Source organism: Streptomyces sp. TRM49041, from assembly GCF_008271805.1.
GTDB lineage: Bacteria > Actinomycetota > Actinomycetes > Streptomycetales > Streptomycetaceae > Streptomyces.
On sequence record NZ_VSRY01000089.1, the window covers coordinates 41,382 to 57,327 of the forward strand.

Sequence of the window (15,946 nt, forward strand, 5' to 3'; positions counted from 1 at the left end):
TACTACGGCCGGAGCCTCGGTTCCCGCTGGACGTCCCGCTTGTCGAGGCGGGCGTCGTAGCCCGCGAGCGGCTTGGCGCGCTCGGGGTCGGCCTGGACGGCGGCCGGGGCGACGCCCGCCCACTCCAGGAGCTTCGCGGTGGCCAGGGCGCGCTCGTCCTCGGCCAGACCGGCGATGTCGGCGCCGTGGTTGGCACCGGGCGCGGTGAAGACATAGCTGTCCCTGGCGCCCCGGTCGACGCGGAACGGCTCGGCGCCCCACGGGTCGCGCTCGCCGTTGACGAACAGCATGCGCTGGGCGTTGTGGCGCACCCAGGTGTCGACGCCGCGCATCACCCACGGCTTGAACCGCACCCGGATGTCGTCCGGCACGAAGGTGTGCGCGGGCTGGTAGCCGTAGCGGGTGAGGCCGTCGAGGTGTGCCATGCGCAGGCTGGGCGAGCCGAGTTCGGTGGACGCCTGGTAGTAGTACGGCGTGTACGGCTCCAGGCCCTGGTCGGTGTAGAAGGACCAGCCGGAGTATGTGTCGATGGTGTCGTACACGGCGTCGTCGGTGGCGGTGGCGGCGTCCGGGATGCTCGCGCAGTCCTGCTCTCCCCAGTACTGCCAGAACGCCCAGACGAAGTCGAGGACGACGGCCTCGTACGCCTTGTCGAGGGTGCCGACGGTGTGGAAGGTGGCGCCTTCCGCGTCCGCCCACTCCCGGTACTTCCTCTGCAGCGGCTCGCGCCGGACGAGCGCCTCGCGCTGGAGGGCGTTCAGGCGGTCGCGGCACTCCTGGCTGCCGACGGTGGCGAAGAACCGGTCGTACGCCGAGTCCTCCCGCTCCACGACGTCGTTGGGCGCGACGTACGCGACGACGGCGTCCATGTCGCGCGGGTAGAAGCGCTCGTAGTAGGTGGCGGTCATGCCGCCCTTGGAGCCGCCGGTGGCGACCCACTTACGGTCGTAGATCTTCTTCAGCGCCGTGAAGAGCCGGTGCTGGTCGGCCGCGGCCTGCCGGATGTCCAGCTTGGACCAGTCGGCCGGCTGGGGGCGGGACGGGCTGAAGAAACGATACTCCAGAGAGACCTGGTTGCCGTCGACGATCCGGGTGGGCTCGGAGCGGCGGGGGTTGGTGTTGACGTGGTAGCCGCTGGTGAAGAAGACGGTGGGGCGGCTGGTGTCCTTGTGCAGCAGTGTGAGGCGCTGCTGGAAGGTGCCCTTGAAGGGGCGGCGGTGGTCGACCGGCTGGGTGTAGCCGAGGACGAAGAAGCGGTAGCCGGGGTAGGGCTTCTCCTCGATGAGGGACATTCCGGGTATCGCGAGAATGCGGTCCTTGATGTCCGGCGTGGCGCTGTCGTACGGGCCGGCGGCGGTGGCCGTGCCGGCCGCGCTCACGGTGCCTATGAGCACCACGAGCGACAGCAGCCATCTGAGCGTTGTGCGCATGCGCTGCCCTCCACTGGGTTCACTGGGGTCGCGGTGAACCTAGCGGTGTCAACATGCCTATGACCAGACCCAGTTGACGCGGATGTGCCGACGTGACGCCCCTGGCCTCAGCAGAGCACCCACCCGGTGGAGCGCCCCTTGCCGGAGACGGAACCGGTCGCGCGGACGCAGCGGTTGAGGGCGTGGACGCTCACGGGCCCGGCCAGCCGGGTGAACCGCCCGGAGTCGACGACGGCGCGGCCGCCACGCGGCTGGAGGGTCACGGACATGGGACGGCGGGCGCCCGGGTTCTTGGCGACGGTGACGGCGCAGGCGTACTGACCGCTCCTGTAGACCCGCAGCTCCCCGGTGGCGAACCGCACGACCTTGGCGAGCCGCCCGGCGCACCCCGCGGCCTCGGCCGCCCCCACCCCCGGCCCGGCCACCCCCAGCACGCCGACGGCGACGACCACCGCCACCGTGTACGCGACGCCCCGCCGCCACACCCCGCCCGTCCCCGCACTCCGACCGAACACCTGCGTCCCCCTCGCCTCATCCACGTACATGCGTACGACGCGAATGCCCGACGGAGGGTTGCCCTCCATATCCTCCCGGGCAGCACGGCGGGTCCTAGGGCGAAAGTCGGGACTTCGCCCGGGCTGCGGCGGAGCGGGATGAAAACCGGTCCCGGACCTGTTGGTGACTTCCGGTAGAGCAGCGGAGAAACCGGGAGGTCGGAGACGTGGCGTCGGCGGCGGGGGAACAGGGGCCCACACCGGAGCAGGGGCATACACGCGAGCCGGGATGGGCCGGGCGGCTGTGGGGGTACGCCTGGCGGCACCGGGCCGACGTCCTGCTGGCGCTCGGGTCGTCGCTCGGCGGCATGGCGGTCATGGCCGTCGTTCCGCTCATCACCAAGATCGTCATCGACGATGTGATCGGGGAGGGTTCCGGGTCCCTCCGGCTGTGGATCGTGCTGCTCATCGCCGCCGCAGTCGCCGTTTACGCGCTGACGTACATCCGTCGCTTCTACGGCGGGCGGCTCGCGCTCGATGTGCAGCACGATCTGCGCACCGAGATGTACGGGACCATCGCCCGGCTCGACGGCAGGCGGCAGGACTCGCTGTCCACCGGGCAGGTCGTCGGGCGGGCGACCAGCGACCTCCAGCTCATCCAGGGGCTGCTCTTCATGCTCCCGATGACCATCGGGAACTTCCTGCTGTTCTTCATCTCGCTCGGCATCATGGCGTGGCTCTCCCTGCCGCTCACCCTCGTCGTCCTCGCCGTCGCCCCCGCCCTGTGGATCATCGCCAAGCGCAGCCGCACCCGGCTGCACCCCTCCACCTGGTACGCGCAGGCGCAGGCCGGGCACGTCGCCGGGGTCGTGGACGGCGCCGTGACCGGGGTGCGGGTCGTCAAGGGGTTCGGGCAGGAGGAGCAGGAGACCGGGAAGCTGCGGGAGGCGAGCCGGGAGCTGTTCGCGGCGCGGCTGCGGACGATCCGGCTGAACTCTCGGTACACCCCCGCCCTGCAGGCCGTGCCGGCCCTCGGGCAGGTCGCCATGCTGGCGCTCGGCGGATGGCTGGCCACCCGCGGGGAGATCACCCTGGGAACGTTCGTCGCCTTCTCGACGTACCTCGCGCAGTTGGTCGGGCCCGTCCGTATGCTCGCCATGGTCCTCACCGTCGGCCAGCAGGCCCGCGCCGGCGTCGAGCGCGTCCTGGAACTCATCGACACCGAGCCCGCCATCCAGGACGGCGCCGAGGAGCTGCCCGCCAGCTCGCCCGCCAGTGTCGAGTTCGACGACGTGTCGTTCGCCTACGACGGCGAGCGGGCCGTGCTGGACGGGTTCTCCCTGGCCATCCGGCCTGGTGAGACCGTCGCCGTCGTCGGTTCCTCCGGCAGCGGGAAGTCCACCGTCTCGCTGCTGCTGCCGCGCTTCTACGACGTGACCGGCGGCGCCGTCCGCGTCGGCGGGCACGATGTGCGCGAGCTGACCATGGCGTCGCTGCGCGCGGCCATCGGGCTCGTACCGGAGGATTCCTTCCTCTTCTCCGACACCCTCCGGGCCAACATCGCCTACGGGCGGCCCGACGCCACCCGGGACGAGATCGAGGCCGCCGCACGCACCGCGCAGGCCGACCGGTTCATCGCCGAGCTGCCCGAGGGGTACGACACCACCGTGGGCGAGCACGGGCTCACCCTGTCCGGCGGGCAGCGGCAGCGCATCGCGCTCGCCCGCGCCATCCTCGCCGACCCTCGGCTGCTGCTCCTGGACGACGCCACGTCCGCCGTCGACGCGCGCGTGGAGCACGAGATCCACGAGGCACTGCGGGCCGTGATGGCGGGGCGTACGACGCTCCTCATCGCGCACCGCCGCTCCACCCTGAACCTCGCCGACCGGATCGCCGTCCTGCATCAGGGACGGCTCGCCGACATCGGTACGCACGACGAGCTCCAGGCCCGCTCTGCGCTGTACCGGCGGCTGCTGACCGACCCCGACGAGCTGGGCGGCGTCTCGCCCGGCCACGTCGCACGCGTGGCGGCGGACGAGCCGGCGGACGACCGCACCGTACGGGACGAGCTGGACGCCGAGTTCGACGCCGAGCGGGGGATCACCCCGAGGCTCTGGGAGCGGGAGACCAGGACCGACGTGGACGTCGCGCCCGGGGCCACACCCGAGCTGCTCGCGCGGTTGGAGGCGCTGCCCCCGGCGAGCGACCTCCCCGCCGTGGACGAGGCCCGCGCGGTGCGGGCCGAGGACTCGTACGGGCTGCGGCGGCTGCTTCGGGGGTTCGGGCTGCCGCTCCTCCTCAGCCTGGCGCTGGTCGCAGTCGACGCCGGCATGGGGCTGCTGCTGCCCGTGCTGATCCGGCACGGCATCGACGAGGGCGTCTCCCGGCTCGCGCTGGGCGCGGTCTGGGCGGCGTCCGCGCTCGCCCTGCTGACGGTCGCCGTCCAGTGGGTGGGGCAGGTCGGGGCGACCCGGATGACCGGGCGGACCGGCGAGCGGGTGCTGTACTCGCTCCGGCTGAAGATCTTCGCGCAGCTCCAGCGGCTGGGGCTCGACTACTACGAGCGCGAGCTGACCGGGCGGATCATGACCCGGATGACGACCGACGTGGACGCTCTCTCCACGTTCCTCCAGACCGGGCTGGTCACGGCGTTCGTGTCCGTCGTGACGTTCTTCGGGATCATGGTCGCGCTGCTCGTCATCGACGTGCAGCTCGCGCTCGTCGTCTTCGCCACGCTGCCCGTGCTGATCGTCGGGACGTTCTTCTTCCGGCGCGCCAGCGTCAAGGCGTACGAGCTGGCGCGTGAGCGGATCAGCGTCGTCAACGCCGACCTCCAGGAGTCGGTGGCCGGGCTGCGGATCGTGCAGGCGTTCCGCGGTGAGCGGTCGGGCGCCGCGCGTTTCGTGGAGCGCAGCCTGGCGTACCGCGCCGCTCGGGTGCGCGGCCAGTGGCTGATCTCCGTGTACTTCCCCTTCGTACAGCTGCTGTCGTCGCTCGCCGCGGCGGCGGTGCTGGTGGTGGGCGCGGGGCGGATCGAGGCGGGGACGCTGACGGCCGGTGCGCTCGTCGCGTACCTGCTCTACATCGACCTGTTCTTCGCGCCCGTGCAGCAGCTGTCGCAGGTCTTCGACGGCTACCAGCAGGCGTCGGTGTCGCTGGGGCGGATGCAGGAGCTGCTGCGGGAGCCGACGTCGACGGCCCCGGCGGCCGAGCCCGAGCCCGTCCGGTCCTTGAAGGGCGCCATCGCCTTCGAGGACGTGTCGTTCGCGTACGGGGACGACGAGGAGGCGTTGAGCGAGGTGGACCTGCGCATCCCGGCCGGGCAGACGGTCGCCTTCGTCGGTGAGACCGGGGCGGGCAAGTCGACGCTCGTGAAGCTGGTCGCGCGGTTCTACGATCCGACCGCCGGGCGGGTCACCGTGGACGGCTCCGATCTGCGGGACCTGGACCTCACCGCGTACCGCCACCGCCTCGGCGTCGTCCCGCAGGAGGCGTACCTGTTCCCGGGCACCGTGCGGGACGCCATCGCGTACGGGCGGCCCGGCGCGACGGACGCCGAGGTGGAGGCCGCGGCGCGCGCGGTCGGCGCCCATGACATGATCGCCACGCTGGAGGGCGGGTACCTCCACGAGGTCGCGGAGCGCGGCCGGAACCTGTCGGCGGGCCAGCGGCAGCTCATCGCCCTCGCGCGGGCGGAGCTGGTCGACCCGGACGTACTGCTGCTCGACGAGGCGACCGCCGCCCTGGACCTCGCGACGGAGGCCCAGGTCAACCAGGCCACCGACCGCCTGGCGGGCCGCCGCACCACGCTGGTCGTCGCCCACCGCCTCACCACCGCCGCCCGCGCCGACCGGGTCGTCGTCATGGCCGACGGCCGCGTCGCGGAGGACGGCACCCACGACGAACTCCTGGCCCGGGGCGGCCGCTACGCGGAGCTGTGGCGCACCTTCGTCGGGGAGGCGGAGCCGGAGCGGGTGGCCTGACGCCCGGGGCCCCGGCGGGCCTGGGAGGCCTGGGCGGACTCACCGCCGCAGGGGCGCCTTGCCGAGCCGGCACACCGACCAGCCGCACGGCATGGTGACAACAGCCCCAAGTACGGGCACGGCAGGGAGGGATGAGACCGACTCTCGAAGGCTGCCGAGTCGGGGGCTACGTACACCGACGGTCATGGCATGCCGCATCGGTCTCGGTCGTGTCGGCCAGACCGGCACCGAGAGTTGGCACGTCCTGGCCGACCCGAACGCGTCTAACTAGCCGTTCTGAGAGTGGCCCCAGCTCAGGACGTGGGGAAGCCCCGCCCATGCGCCACCGAGGTAGCGCACAGACGGGGCCGTCGTGTGGTCCCTCTCAGTGCTCGCGTGGCCGGACCGGCGTGCGGGTGGCAGAGTTGCGCCACCACCACAGGCCCCGGCAGCCGGGCAGCGCGAGCCCGAAGAACTCCCCGCAACGCGCGCACCACGGCAACCCGTTCTCGGGGTCTGTGGGGCATTCGACATCACAGCGGGGGCACTTCGGCATGGGACCTACTTTCAGGCGCTCAGGTCGTACTCACCGGCCTTCACGGCGTCGGTGAGGCTGACCCACTCGGCGGCCGTCATGGTGACGATGGTGTCCGGCCGGTTGCCGTCGCGCAACGCGACGACGCCGGGAACGTTGGTCGCGACCTCGGGGCAGTTGTTCACCCTCGCGTCACGGCACGCGGCCGTCTTGACGAACTCGAACTCAGGCAGTGCAGCGGACACGGGTACTCCTCTCGGAGAACGTGGCGGGGAAGCGGTCCCCGCGCCGTCGTGCACCCGCCCCGGCAGGCCGTAGCGTTCATCCGCCGGGGCGGGACTCAGGGGGTTACTCGCTGGGCAGGCAGGCGGGCACGTCGCGCGTCGCTGCCACTCGTCCCGGAGTCCCTCACGCGCCTTGTGCGCCGTGTCCATCACTGCCACGCTCCGGCTTCGAACCGATACGGGCGCGTGATGTGTTCTCGGTACTCCAGGTGGTCAGGGTTGGCCTTGAGGTGCTTGACCGCCCATCCCGTGCCGTCCTCGAACTCTTCGGCCTTCTCGCTGGTCTCTCCGCACGTCTTGCACCGCATTGCCGACGTGATCGGTTCAGCTCCCGGGCAAAGATCAGGGGTGATCTTGTAATCACGGAACCGGTAGGTAGCGCGACTCATGAAGAAGCCTCCAGTGCCAGCGGAAGCGCGTTCAACAACTTCGCCGCTGAGCCAATCGACAGCGCCCCGATTTCCACGTACGCACGCCCGTTACGCGTGACCATGGGGTGCACCCGGGCGGCCTCATACTCTGGGATTCCGGCCCGTCGCAGGGCCGCGCGCAACAGCGCTGCCGTGTGCTCCGCCTCAGCGCGTGCGCTCTTGTACTGGTCCATAGGGATCACTGCCCCTCCGTCGGGGCGCAAGCCGTGTGCCAGTAGGCCACGACCGGAGACAAGTCCCGACGGGACAGCATCCCCCGGCGGCAACTCTCAAGGCTCTTGATCGACTTACCGCACGCCGGGCACGTCTCGCCAGCCGGGGCGTACGTGGTGTATTCCCACTCGCGCGCGTTGGTGTCCGTCTGCGTCATGCGCCCACCCCTGCCCGCTGGCGCAGCGTGAGGAGTCTGCTTGTATGGGTCATGCCGTCAACCCCTTACCGGTTGGTGGCCACGCCCCCGGACGGTCGCGCGTCGCGGGGGTCCTTGCGTCCCTTCACAGAACCGTGCGGGCCGCGCCGGCACCACGGCAGAAAGGCCGCAGTCGTGCCGCGAGTTGGCCGCACTGGCTACGCTGACCAGGGCAGACACCCGGACGGGAGAGGACGGGCCAGGATGACCAGCAAGCGGCGTCGCTTGGCGGAGCGCCGGAAAGCGTGCGGGCTCAGCCAGGAGGAGTTCGCGGAAGCGGTCGGTGTAGACCGCTCTACCGTCCAGCGCTGGGAAAACGGAAAGAACGATCCGCAGCCCTGGCAAAGGCCGAAGATCGCTAAGGCTCTGGAAATCACAGCCGCCGAACTTGACGCGCTGCTGGTTCCCGACGCTTTCGCCTCACCCCCGCAGACACCCAACGCATGGCTAGCCGCCACTGAACCGAACAGTGACGACGAATTCGACACCCTCGAATTGGCCAGGAGGGTCGCGGCAAGCGATGTGGGAAAGGAGACATTGAACCGACTGGAGAGCGCCTTTGACGAATTAGCCATGAGATACCCGAAGTCTCCGCCACAGGATCTGCTGGAACGGGTTCGAAAGCACTCCGCCTATGTCGCGCATCTCATGGATGCCCGGATGACACTCGCCGAACAGCGACGTCTCCACGTGGTCGGTGGCTGGTTTCAACTGTTGGGTGCCACCCTGCATATCGACCTCCGCCAGGAACACGCCGCTACCGCTCGCTTGCAGACTGCGACAACGCTCGCACAGCACGCCGAGCACCGCGAAATTGAGGCGTGGTGCTACGAGACGGACGCTTGGCGGGTACTCACGGACGGTGAATATGGCCACGCGCTGGAACTCTCGCAGATCGCGCAGCAGCTAGCCCCTGCCGGAAGTTCGGTCGCCATTCAGGCAACAGCGCAAGAGGGAAGGGCAAGAGCGCGTCTTGGGGAGCGACCGGAGACCTACGCCGCAATAGAGCGGGTACAGAAATTGTCGGGGGCACTCGTTCCGCGAAAGGGAACGGAGCATCATTACCAGTACGACCCTGGCAAGTCACTTGCTTATACAGCAACGACACTCGCATGGGTTGGAGATTCGGCAGCGGAGACCTATGCGAGGGAAGTGATTGCCCGGCTGGCTCCGGCCGATGACATCCAGAAATGGCCGCGCCGGGTAGCGTCAGCGAACATCGACCTGGCGTTGGCTTTACTCGACAGCGACCGGCTCGACGAAGCGTGCAATGCCGCGCAGCAAGCAATACTGTCCGGCCGTGTCGTCCCGTCGAATCACTGGCGTGCGCTGGAAGTCGTCAAGGCTGTAGAGGCCAGACAACTGCCCGAAGCATCGGACCTTCGGGAGGCATACCAAGGCCTCAAGGCGCTGGAGAGCCAGCCTCAGTCGGCCGGACCCTGATGGACGACAATGTCCGTTTGTTTGCGACGCAATGTGATCAGCGCACCGAAAGCCCCACACGACCACTCAGCACGGGTAGCTATCGGGGCTCCTGGTATTGTCCCTGGATGGGGCGTAGCCAGGCGTTCCCAAGGGATTTGGCGCGAACGGCCCCGAAAAAAGCGATCACACCTAGCGCGCATTTTCCGAGCTTGGGCCGGGATCGCCAGAGGGCATGTCTCGGAGCTTTGATACCGAATACCCCTCCCTGTTCCGACTCCTCAGAGTTCGATCACACGGACTGGCGCGTCATTCGGTTGTGGCATTACCCCATGGCGCGCCCGAAGTCCACTTTCTCCTCCCAGAAGGCGTCCTCATGCTCCGGCTTCAACGCGATCGAAGCTCCTGCCTGCTCCAGCAGGATAAGCGAGGCGATCAGCAGGCCGCGTATCATCCCGTGCAGCACCGGATTCCGAGTCGAGGAGTAAGAATCGTACAAGCCCTCAACAAAAGCCTGGAAAGCTGGCAGCTCGATATCGCAGCCACCCTGGTCGTTCGGCATCAACCCGGTCCGCAACTCCAGTCGTTCTGCCGCACTGCAGGCGAGGGAGATATACATCTGCCCAGTGTGGTAGCCCGCATCCCACACCGTTTCGCCATCGAGATCAAAAGGGTAACTCAATCCGCGATCTCCAGTCTGACGTCAAGGCCGGGATGTTCTCGCCTGAGCTGCTCGAACCTCTCCTCCAATGCGGTCCGGAAGCGTACATCCATGCCTGACTTAGTGAACCGCAAACCGATCGGTGCGCTTTCGTAGCCCGGGAGCAGCGCACGAGCTTTAACTAGCTGCCGTGCTCGCCCAATGCAAGCGCCGCTGGAACTACTGGCGGCGCGCTACTTTCTCACTTTCTTTTAACGCTCTGTGCTAGACACCGTCCCGCTCGTCAAAGAACTCGAGCAGCAGAGAGAACAGGCAGTTCACAGCGTGCCGTTCCTGCTTCTTTTCGATCGAGCCCCAATGCCGAATTCCGGCCCCGGGGAACGCTTCTTCCAGGACGAGTGCGATCCAGTTGAGATTGGTTTCCTCACCCTTGCGCGCAACGAGCCATTCGGTGAATCCACGCAACGATCCAGCCGAGCGACCTAGGTCGTACCCGATGAGGAATGTCACGGTCGGATAGTACGAGCCGTCCAGTCCGTAGAGTCCCGGCCTGGCTCGGACTTGCTCGATGAACTCCTTATCGTTCACAACTTCCCTCAGAATCCCCAATTGCTGACGTCACCATAGTCCCCGGGAGCAGTGTCCGGGGCGATAGCAGACCACCCCGGCGATGTTGACCCGTCCGCGGCTGCAGCCGCGCACCCGCACCACCGGCCGCTGCCCGCGCGGTGCCCATGTGCGGCCCTTCGGCGGCCTCAGCCCATGCCCCGCCTCATCCTCGAAGCAGATGTGGGCGCCCAGGTCCGCCGCGGTGCTTCTACCCGCGGCCACACCTCCGCCTTCCACACCGCGACCGCCGTCGTGCCGTTCCAGCGCCCGCCGCAACGGCACCTACGCGGACCTGCCGTGCCTGCGGAAGAAGCTTCCACACACCCTGGAGCGTGTACCAGATGTGGAACATGCGCCCAATCAGCGACTTGACCCGCTTCAGCGTCCAACCCTGGAACTCGTCATCCCAGTCGTGCGCCAGCGGGCCGCGCTTCAACTCCGCTCCAAACGCTCCCACTGCCCGGGGCTCGGCCGTTCCACCGACGCCGACCCCTTCGACCGCAGCTCATCCGTGCCGCCCCGACCGTGAAGGCTGCCGACAACTGGATCTTCGTGGCCTCGACGCCGGCCGGCATGCAGTCGGCCGGGGCGGTGGGAAAACGTCAGTTGCTTGCCTTCTCTCGCAGCTTCCAGAACTCATCTACTCGGATGGACGCGGTCCCTTTAACCTGTCCTGCCACGTGATCCTCCGGCGCGGTCCTCAGCGCAGTCAGCGCCGCAGAGGGGGTCAACCCCTGTTCGTATGCCTCTTGGAGCCGATCCAGCCAGATCAACCCGGCGCGGTAGCCGTCTAGATCGGCTTCGTCACGCGCTTCGAAGCTTGCCGCTCCATCGGCATCCGAGGCCCACAGGTAACCCAGGATTGCATTCTTGCCGTGCACCGGAAGGTACTCGACGGGGCCAGACGCTTGACGTACGTACCCAGGCTTGAACTTCGGGGTTTGACTGAAGACCCCGTTCCGGTGGGGGATCTCGAAGCGTCCCCAGACATCGGACGGGGAACCGTCGTCCTCAAAGTGATTCTCCACTCCGGTTTCGGTCGGAATTCCGAACCACGTGGGATCCTCAGGGTCGACCTCCAGGCCGAGCGCCTCAGAGAGATCCACCAAAGCTGCCGAAAGGCGGGGGCGGTTCTCTGCGAAGATCGCTTGTTGCTCACGCCCCCGAAGGTCGAACGGCATCCAGGCGTCAGAGAACGTCGTAAGCTCCACATGGAAGAAACTCCCGGAAACCTCGACAGTGAGAGCGAATAGCCCTTCCACTGTCTCGGGACGATCACCGGATTCCACGATACCGTCACACAAGGTGTACAGGTCGATAGCGCCGATCTCGCCGGTGGTGAGGTTCCTTTTGATTTCGACCTCCAGCATGTCGCCGAAGGGAAGCATCGCTTGTAGCAGACACTCCTGGTTCCCGGACTTGGGGACTGTTGCCCTCACGAGTCCTTCATGCGGGATTCCGAGACGGTAACGACCGAGGACTTCGATGGCCAGTGACATCCTCCGGACAGCCTCTTGGGTCAGATCCACCTCATAGCCAGGAGTACCCCAGGACCATCGCGCGACGGGTGTAGTGGCGATCAAAGCCTTCCTCCGGGCATGAAGTTGGCGCCAGGCGGGTACATGAGCGTCCCGTCCTCGACGCGAAGCACGACGATCACGCCCCGCTCGGCGTGAATCCTGGCAAGATCCTTCTGGATACCGGTCGCCAGCATGTCGGCGATGCTGCCCTTGGTATCAACGACAAACACCTTGACATCGGCTCCCGAGTCAGCGAGCTGCCCGATGTTCTGCCACATCTTGTTGGCAACTTTCTTCGGGTTTGCGATTTCCTTGAACTGATATCCATAGATCTTCCCATCGGAGTCCCGTGCCTTGACGTCCAAGTCCGTTTTCGGCCCGGTGGTCACTCCCGGCTTGATCTCCACGTCCTTCTTGATCTCGAAACCGATGTCCGTCATGCCACTGTCCTGCAGCCGCTTCGCGAGTCGCAGTTGCTCCACTCCGCCCGACATTCCGTTCTTCTGGGTGAAGCTCGATACAACCTGGTCATAGTTTGCCAGGCCGCTGAAGCGACCAGAGGCGATCAAGTCCGCCATCTCCTGCCCTGCGGGATGATCAGCGAGGTTGGCAAGTGTCTTGTCCAGGTCGCCCGGCTTCACCTTCGATCCGCGCAACCGGTCGCGAATCTGGGCCTCGGTCTCGCCTCCGCGCTGAAACGGTCGAGGCTGCTCGGGATGAGCCCAGTTCCCGATGAGGTTGGCCGGCTGCCGTGAACCGCCCTCGCTGTTTGAGCCTCCGCGGTCGCCGCCCCCCGGGGCTTCACTGCCCCCGACCAGGCTCTCACGAGCATTCACGTGGTCCCGGCCATGGCCTCCGGTTGAACTGCTGCCGTGACCGTCCGCAGTATTGGTCGGTGGATCTTGACCAGCAGGTGATCCGAGAGTGGGCTTGTCGACACCATTGCCTGGCTCGTTGTTGTCCAGGCTGTTGGCCGGGAAGTTGTTGCCCGCGCTACTGCCTGGCAGGTGGTTGGCCATGCCGCCTGGGGCGTCATCGCCGACGTTGGTGGTAGTCGGAGTGTTCTCGGTCGTGCGGCCTGCGTCGGCCAGGCTGTCGCCGAGGCGGGTGTTGCCTGCGGTGTTGTCGGCCGTGTTCGCGCCTGCGCCGACCAGGGCCGGTGTCTTGGGCGGGGTTTCGGCTCGGGAGATGTCCGCGCCAGCCGTGGGGTTCTCCGGTGTGGCCTGGCTGTGGTGCTGTTTGAGGGAGCTGTCGGCGTCCAGCAGGTTGCCTTGTTTGTCGACGTAGACGCTGTTGCCTTCCAGGTCGGTCAGCTTTGCGGTGCCTGGGGGGAAGGCCAGGGTGCCCTCGGGGATCTTGAGGGTGCCTGCGGGGACCTGGACCGCGCCTGCCGGTGGCGTAGTGCCCTCGGGCAGCTTGACCATGCCGTCGCCGAAGTCGATGGCGTCGGCCGGGACCGGAGTGCCCTTGGGGAGCCGGACGGTGCCTTCCGGGATCGTGATCGCACCTGCGGGGACTGGTGCGCCCTCAGGAAGGTGCAGTGTGCCGTCGGGGAGTTTGTAAGCGCCTTCGGGGATGGCCATCGACTCGGGGGAGAATTTCGGCACCTCGATTTTCCCGAGGTTCTCCAGGCCCGTCATGACGTCGCCGATCTTCATCAGGCCGCTCGCGCCCTTGAAGGCGTAGGTCGTCGGGTCGATGGCCCGGCCCGCCTTGCCGGCGACGGAGAGCGCCTTGGCCACCGCTCCCGCCTTGCCCGCGCCCGCTGCCGCACCGCCGGCGCCGCCGGTGAAGACGGTGGTCAGGACGTTGAAGGTGACTTCGCCCGCGGCCCTGGAGGGGTTGGACTCCCACTTGTCCCACGCCAGGAACGCCTTACCCGTTTCTTGCACGGCGGTACGGGCTTTGCGGAACTCTGCAGGCAGCTGGTCCGGTGGCGTGTCCCAGAGGTACTTGCGGGTGGCCGGGAGCATGGACAGGCCCAGGCCCGTGCCGAGGGCGGCCAGGCCGCTCCATGCCTCTCCCGCCGCGTCGCCGCCTTTGAAGCCGGCCAGGGTTCCCAGGCCCACGAGGGTGCCCCATACACCGTCGACGACGACGCCTTTGCCGAACTCCCAGCCGTGTTCCCAGAACTGCCAGCCGGGGATGGACTCGTCGACGACGTCGCCCCAGGGAAGGCTCTCGGCCTGTTTGAGGGCCTCGGCGTCGTAGCCGTACATGTCCTTGGCGTTGGAGCCGTCGTTGACTTTCAGTGGTGTGCCGCCGACCAGTGCGACGATCTTGGAGTGGCAGGCGCGCTCGGCTTCCTGGAACTGTGTCCAGAGCTCGGCGATTTGGTCGCGGCGTGCCCTGTTCTCGTCGATGAGGTCGCCGTCCTCGCGCCACTCGTCGTCGCCCGCGATCCGGGACCGGAACGTCTCCGCCTCCCTTTTGAGCCTGTCCAGTTCCTGGGCCAGGGGGCGGATGTCGTTGGCGTACGTACCGAGGGCTCCGGCGATGACGCACATGTCGGAGCTGAGCGTCAGGGCCTTGTCCGCGACCGGTCTGGTCGTGGCGAACAGCTGGTCGGCCTCGGGCGCCTGGTAGAAGGCCCGCAGTCCGCCGAAGGTGGTGTGGACGTCACCGGCCGCTGCGGCGACCTTCACCCCGTGGCCGCTGATCGCCTTCACCTTCGCGTCGAGCGCTGCCTCGTCGCCGGTGAAGACGGGTATCTCGGCCGGATTCACCGGCTGGTTGTCGCTCACTTCTTCCCCCCGGCGTCCTTGAGCAGGTCCAGCCGTACGGAACGAGCCGCGCTCTGGGCTTCCCGGGCCGTGGCGAGGTCGCCCTCGACGTACGCGTTCGTGGCTTTGGCGGCACCCAGCACAGCGGCCTGGATCCGGTCCGCCATCGAGGTGAAGTCCTTACCGCGCTCCTGGAGGTACTCGGCGAGTGCGGCGGCGACCGGGCCTGTGGCCTTGCGCGTCAGCGAAGGCCCCGACGCCCACGGCCCAGGTGTATGGGTCTCTGCCGCCGAGCCGGGCACTGCCGTGCCGGCGGCCTCACCCGCCGCCCGCATATCGTCGATCATCGCCGTCAGGGCCTTCTCCAGGTCCCCGGCCCTGGCGCCGGTGGCCCGCAACTGGCCCTGGACGCCCTGCGGCTTGATGTCCCACGACGTCATGAAACGTCCCCCCGTTCCCCCGTGTGCTCGATCCCGCTGCCTGCGCCCGGCCGTACCGTCAGCCGATGTTGTCGACGGCGGCCTTCGCCCGGGCGAGCGTCTGCTGGGCGGTCGCGTCGTTCTTCTCCAGCGTCGTCCTCAGCAGCTGAACGATGGCCCTGACCTCCTGCGAGGCCTTGTTCCAGCGCAGTTCCTTGCCGTGGTACTCGTCCGCCACCCCATCGGCCTGGAAGTCCTTCATCGCGGCCTTCACCTGGGCGTCACGATCCGTGATCACCTGCTCAAGACGGGCGATCACAGCCTTGATATTGGCCTGCACCTCGCTGGAGGCGCCCAGGTCGTACGAACGGCGGTCACTGTTGGCTGCCATAAGAAATCCACTCCCCGTGAGATACGCGTGCTGAGGTACGACGGTCAGCTACGGCCCGAGAAGCGCGCAGCGTCGAAGTTCGCCGCCGACATCTGCGTCCGCGCGTTCTCGCCCTGCTCCTGGTCACCGGAGCCGAATGCCGTCTCCATCCCGGCCTGGCCGCCCAGGATCGCCCGGAGCGAAGCGTTCAACTCGGCCGTGATCTCGTCGGAACGCGACTTGAACAGGTCGAACGCCGCCTTGCCCGCGCCGTTGAACCTGCCCTCCAGCGGCTGTGCCGCCTGGATGAGCTGACGGATCAGCAGTCCGAGATCGTTGGTGGACAGATTTGACTGCTTCATCAGTGACGCCAGAACCTGCGCCCCCATGTCGAACTTCATCAGGCTCCCCCTCGGTCTGGTGTTCGCATTCTCCCCCATCTCTAACAACCCGGGTATCGCGAGTGCAATCCGCAATCAGCCAGTGTCGGACCGGGTATGACGCACAATCAGTGCGGCTGAGCGCCCTTCAGATGCCTCATCAGCAGCTCGAAGTCCTTCCATCCGGACAGGTCGGACGGATCACCCGGCAGCGGGTAATAGAGCGCCGGACGGGCCTTCGGGCCCAGCTCCACCGGAGCCCGCGACAACGGCGTACGCCGCGCACGGTCGCCCGGC

16 protein-coding genes are annotated in these 15,946 nt (G+C 67.7%); 2 read left to right on the plus strand and 14 right to left on the minus strand.

Annotated elements, in window-relative coordinates; genetic code table 11:
- Positions 1 to 2: 2 nt before the first annotated feature.
- Both FVS66_RS07590 and FVS66_RS07595 read right to left on the minus strand, forming a co-directional pair.
- A complete protein-coding gene (locus FVS66_RS07590) occupies positions 3 to 1,430 on the minus strand; it encodes a S28 family serine protease (RefSeq protein ID WP_149180227.1) in 1,428 nt (475 codons plus the stop codon).
- A 107-nt stretch (positions 1,431 to 1,537) separates the two neighbouring features.
- Positions 1,538 to 1,975, minus strand: a complete 438-nt coding sequence (locus tag FVS66_RS07595; protein WP_262386860.1) for a hypothetical protein — start codon at positions 1,973 to 1,975, stop codon at positions 1,538 to 1,540.
- Positions 1,976 to 2,151: 176 nt separating this feature from the next.
- Here FVS66_RS07595 and FVS66_RS07600 point away from each other — a divergent pair, with 176 nt between their 5' ends.
- Positions 2,152 to 5,907 (plus strand): ABC transporter ATP-binding protein, encoded by a 3,756-nt coding sequence (locus tag FVS66_RS07600; protein WP_149180228.1) that lies wholly within the window; start codon positions 2,152 to 2,154, stop codon positions 5,905 to 5,907.
- A gap of 546 nt (positions 5,908 to 6,453) precedes the next feature.
- Here FVS66_RS07600 and FVS66_RS07605 read toward each other — a convergent pair.
- From FVS66_RS07605 to FVS66_RS07615, 3 genes are all read right to left on the minus strand, one after another.
- Positions 6,454 to 6,666: a DUF397 domain-containing protein gene (locus FVS66_RS07605; protein ID WP_149180229.1), complete on the minus strand. Its 213-nt coding sequence runs from the start codon at positions 6,664 to 6,666 to the stop codon at positions 6,454 to 6,456.
- A gap of 188 nt (positions 6,667 to 6,854) precedes the next feature.
- Positions 6,855 to 7,013, minus strand: a complete 159-nt coding sequence (locus FVS66_RS07610; protein ID WP_262386861.1) for a hypothetical protein — start codon at positions 7,011 to 7,013, stop codon at positions 6,855 to 6,857.
- 77 nt (positions 7,014 to 7,090) lie between these two features.
- The gene (locus FVS66_RS07615; RefSeq protein ID WP_149180231.1) at positions 7,091 to 7,309 is read right to left on the minus strand and encodes a hypothetical protein; all 219 of its coding nucleotides are present in this window, start codon (positions 7,307 to 7,309) and stop codon (positions 7,091 to 7,093) included.
- A gap of 440 nt (positions 7,310 to 7,749) precedes the next feature.
- Between FVS66_RS07615 and FVS66_RS07620 the strand changes: the two genes are divergently transcribed.
- Complete coding sequence (locus tag FVS66_RS07620; protein WP_149180232.1) at positions 7,750 to 8,988, plus strand: helix-turn-helix domain-containing protein; 1,239 nt, start codon at positions 7,750 to 7,752, stop codon at positions 8,986 to 8,988.
- A gap of 304 nt (positions 8,989 to 9,292) precedes the next feature.
- On the opposite strand, the gene FVS66_RS07625 is transcribed toward FVS66_RS07620, so the two are convergent.
- From FVS66_RS07625 to FVS66_RS34855, 9 genes are all read right to left on the minus strand, one after another.
- Entirely contained in the window at positions 9,293 to 9,649 is a 357-nt protein-coding gene (locus tag FVS66_RS07625; RefSeq protein WP_222946909.1) for a DUF6086 family protein, read from the minus strand.
- Between the two features lie 243 nt (positions 9,650 to 9,892).
- Complete coding sequence (locus tag FVS66_RS07630; RefSeq protein WP_149180234.1) at positions 9,893 to 10,138, minus strand: hypothetical protein; 246 nt, start codon at positions 10,136 to 10,138, stop codon at positions 9,893 to 9,895.
- 307 nt (positions 10,139 to 10,445) lie between these two features.
- Complete coding sequence (locus FVS66_RS36755) at positions 10,446 to 10,694, minus strand: winged helix-turn-helix domain-containing protein (RefSeq protein WP_399225073.1); 249 nt, start codon at positions 10,692 to 10,694, stop codon at positions 10,446 to 10,448.
- A 145-nt stretch (positions 10,695 to 10,839) separates the two neighbouring features.
- Entirely contained in the window at positions 10,840 to 11,736 is an 897-nt protein-coding gene (locus FVS66_RS07645) for a hypothetical protein (protein WP_262386862.1), read from the minus strand.
- 80 nt (positions 11,737 to 11,816) lie between these two features.
- Positions 11,817 to 14,501 carry a hypothetical protein gene (locus tag FVS66_RS07650; protein ID WP_149180236.1) on the minus strand — a complete coding sequence of 895 codons (2,685 nt, stop codon included), beginning with the start codon at positions 14,499 to 14,501 and terminating at the stop codon, positions 11,817 to 11,819.
- Complete coding sequence (locus tag FVS66_RS07655) at positions 14,498 to 14,920, minus strand: DUF6507 family protein (RefSeq protein ID WP_149180237.1); 423 nt, start codon at positions 14,918 to 14,920, stop codon at positions 14,498 to 14,500. Before FVS66_RS07655 ends, FVS66_RS07650 begins: the two co-directional genes overlap by 4 nt.
- Before the next feature lie 58 nt (positions 14,921 to 14,978).
- Complete coding sequence (locus FVS66_RS07660; protein WP_149180238.1) at positions 14,979 to 15,290, minus strand: pore-forming ESAT-6 family protein; 312 nt, start codon at positions 15,288 to 15,290, stop codon at positions 14,979 to 14,981.
- Between the two features lie 44 nt (positions 15,291 to 15,334).
- Positions 15,335 to 15,670 (minus strand): hypothetical protein, encoded by a 336-nt coding sequence (locus FVS66_RS07665; RefSeq protein WP_149180239.1) that lies wholly within the window; start codon positions 15,668 to 15,670, stop codon positions 15,335 to 15,337.
- 107 nt (positions 15,671 to 15,777) lie between these two features.
- Positions 15,778 to 15,946 (minus strand): DUF6177 family protein (locus FVS66_RS34855; protein ID WP_222946910.1); only part of this gene is annotated, 169 nt, incomplete at its 5' end.

What these genes read in the sequence shown, in the direction of transcription:
- FVS66_RS07590 (WP_149180227.1), bottom strand. Translation starts at nt 1,430, where the DNA reads ATGCGCACAACGCTCAGATGGCTGCTGTCGCTCGTGGTGCTCATAGGC.
- FVS66_RS07595 (WP_262386860.1), bottom strand. Translation starts at nt 1,975, where the DNA reads ATGTACGTGGATGAGGCGAGGGGGACGCAGGTGTTCGGTCGGAGTGCG.
- FVS66_RS07610 (WP_262386861.1), bottom strand. Translation starts at nt 7,013, where the DNA reads ATGCGGTGCAAGACGTGCGGAGAGACCAGCGAGAAGGCCGAAGAGTTC.
- FVS66_RS07615 (WP_149180231.1), bottom strand. Translation starts at nt 7,309, where the DNA reads ATGGACCAGTACAAGAGCGCACGCGCTGAGGCGGAGCACACGGCAGCG.
- FVS66_RS07620 (WP_149180232.1), top strand. Translation starts at nt 7,750, where the DNA reads ATGACCAGCAAGCGGCGTCGCTTGGCGGAGCGCCGGAAAGCGTGCGGG.
- FVS66_RS07645 (WP_262386862.1), bottom strand. Translation starts at nt 11,736, where the DNA reads ATGTCACTGGCCATCGAAGTCCTCGGTCGTTACCGTCTCGGAATCCCG.
- FVS66_RS07655 (WP_149180237.1), bottom strand. Translation starts at nt 14,920, where the DNA reads ATGACGTCGTGGGACATCAAGCCGCAGGGCGTCCAGGGCCAGTTGCGG.
- FVS66_RS07660 (WP_149180238.1), bottom strand. Translation starts at nt 15,290, where the DNA reads ATGGCAGCCAACAGTGACCGCCGTTCGTACGACCTGGGCGCCTCCAGC.
- FVS66_RS07665 (WP_149180239.1), bottom strand. Translation starts at nt 15,670, where the DNA reads ATGAAGTTCGACATGGGGGCGCAGGTTCTGGCGTCACTGATGAAGCAG.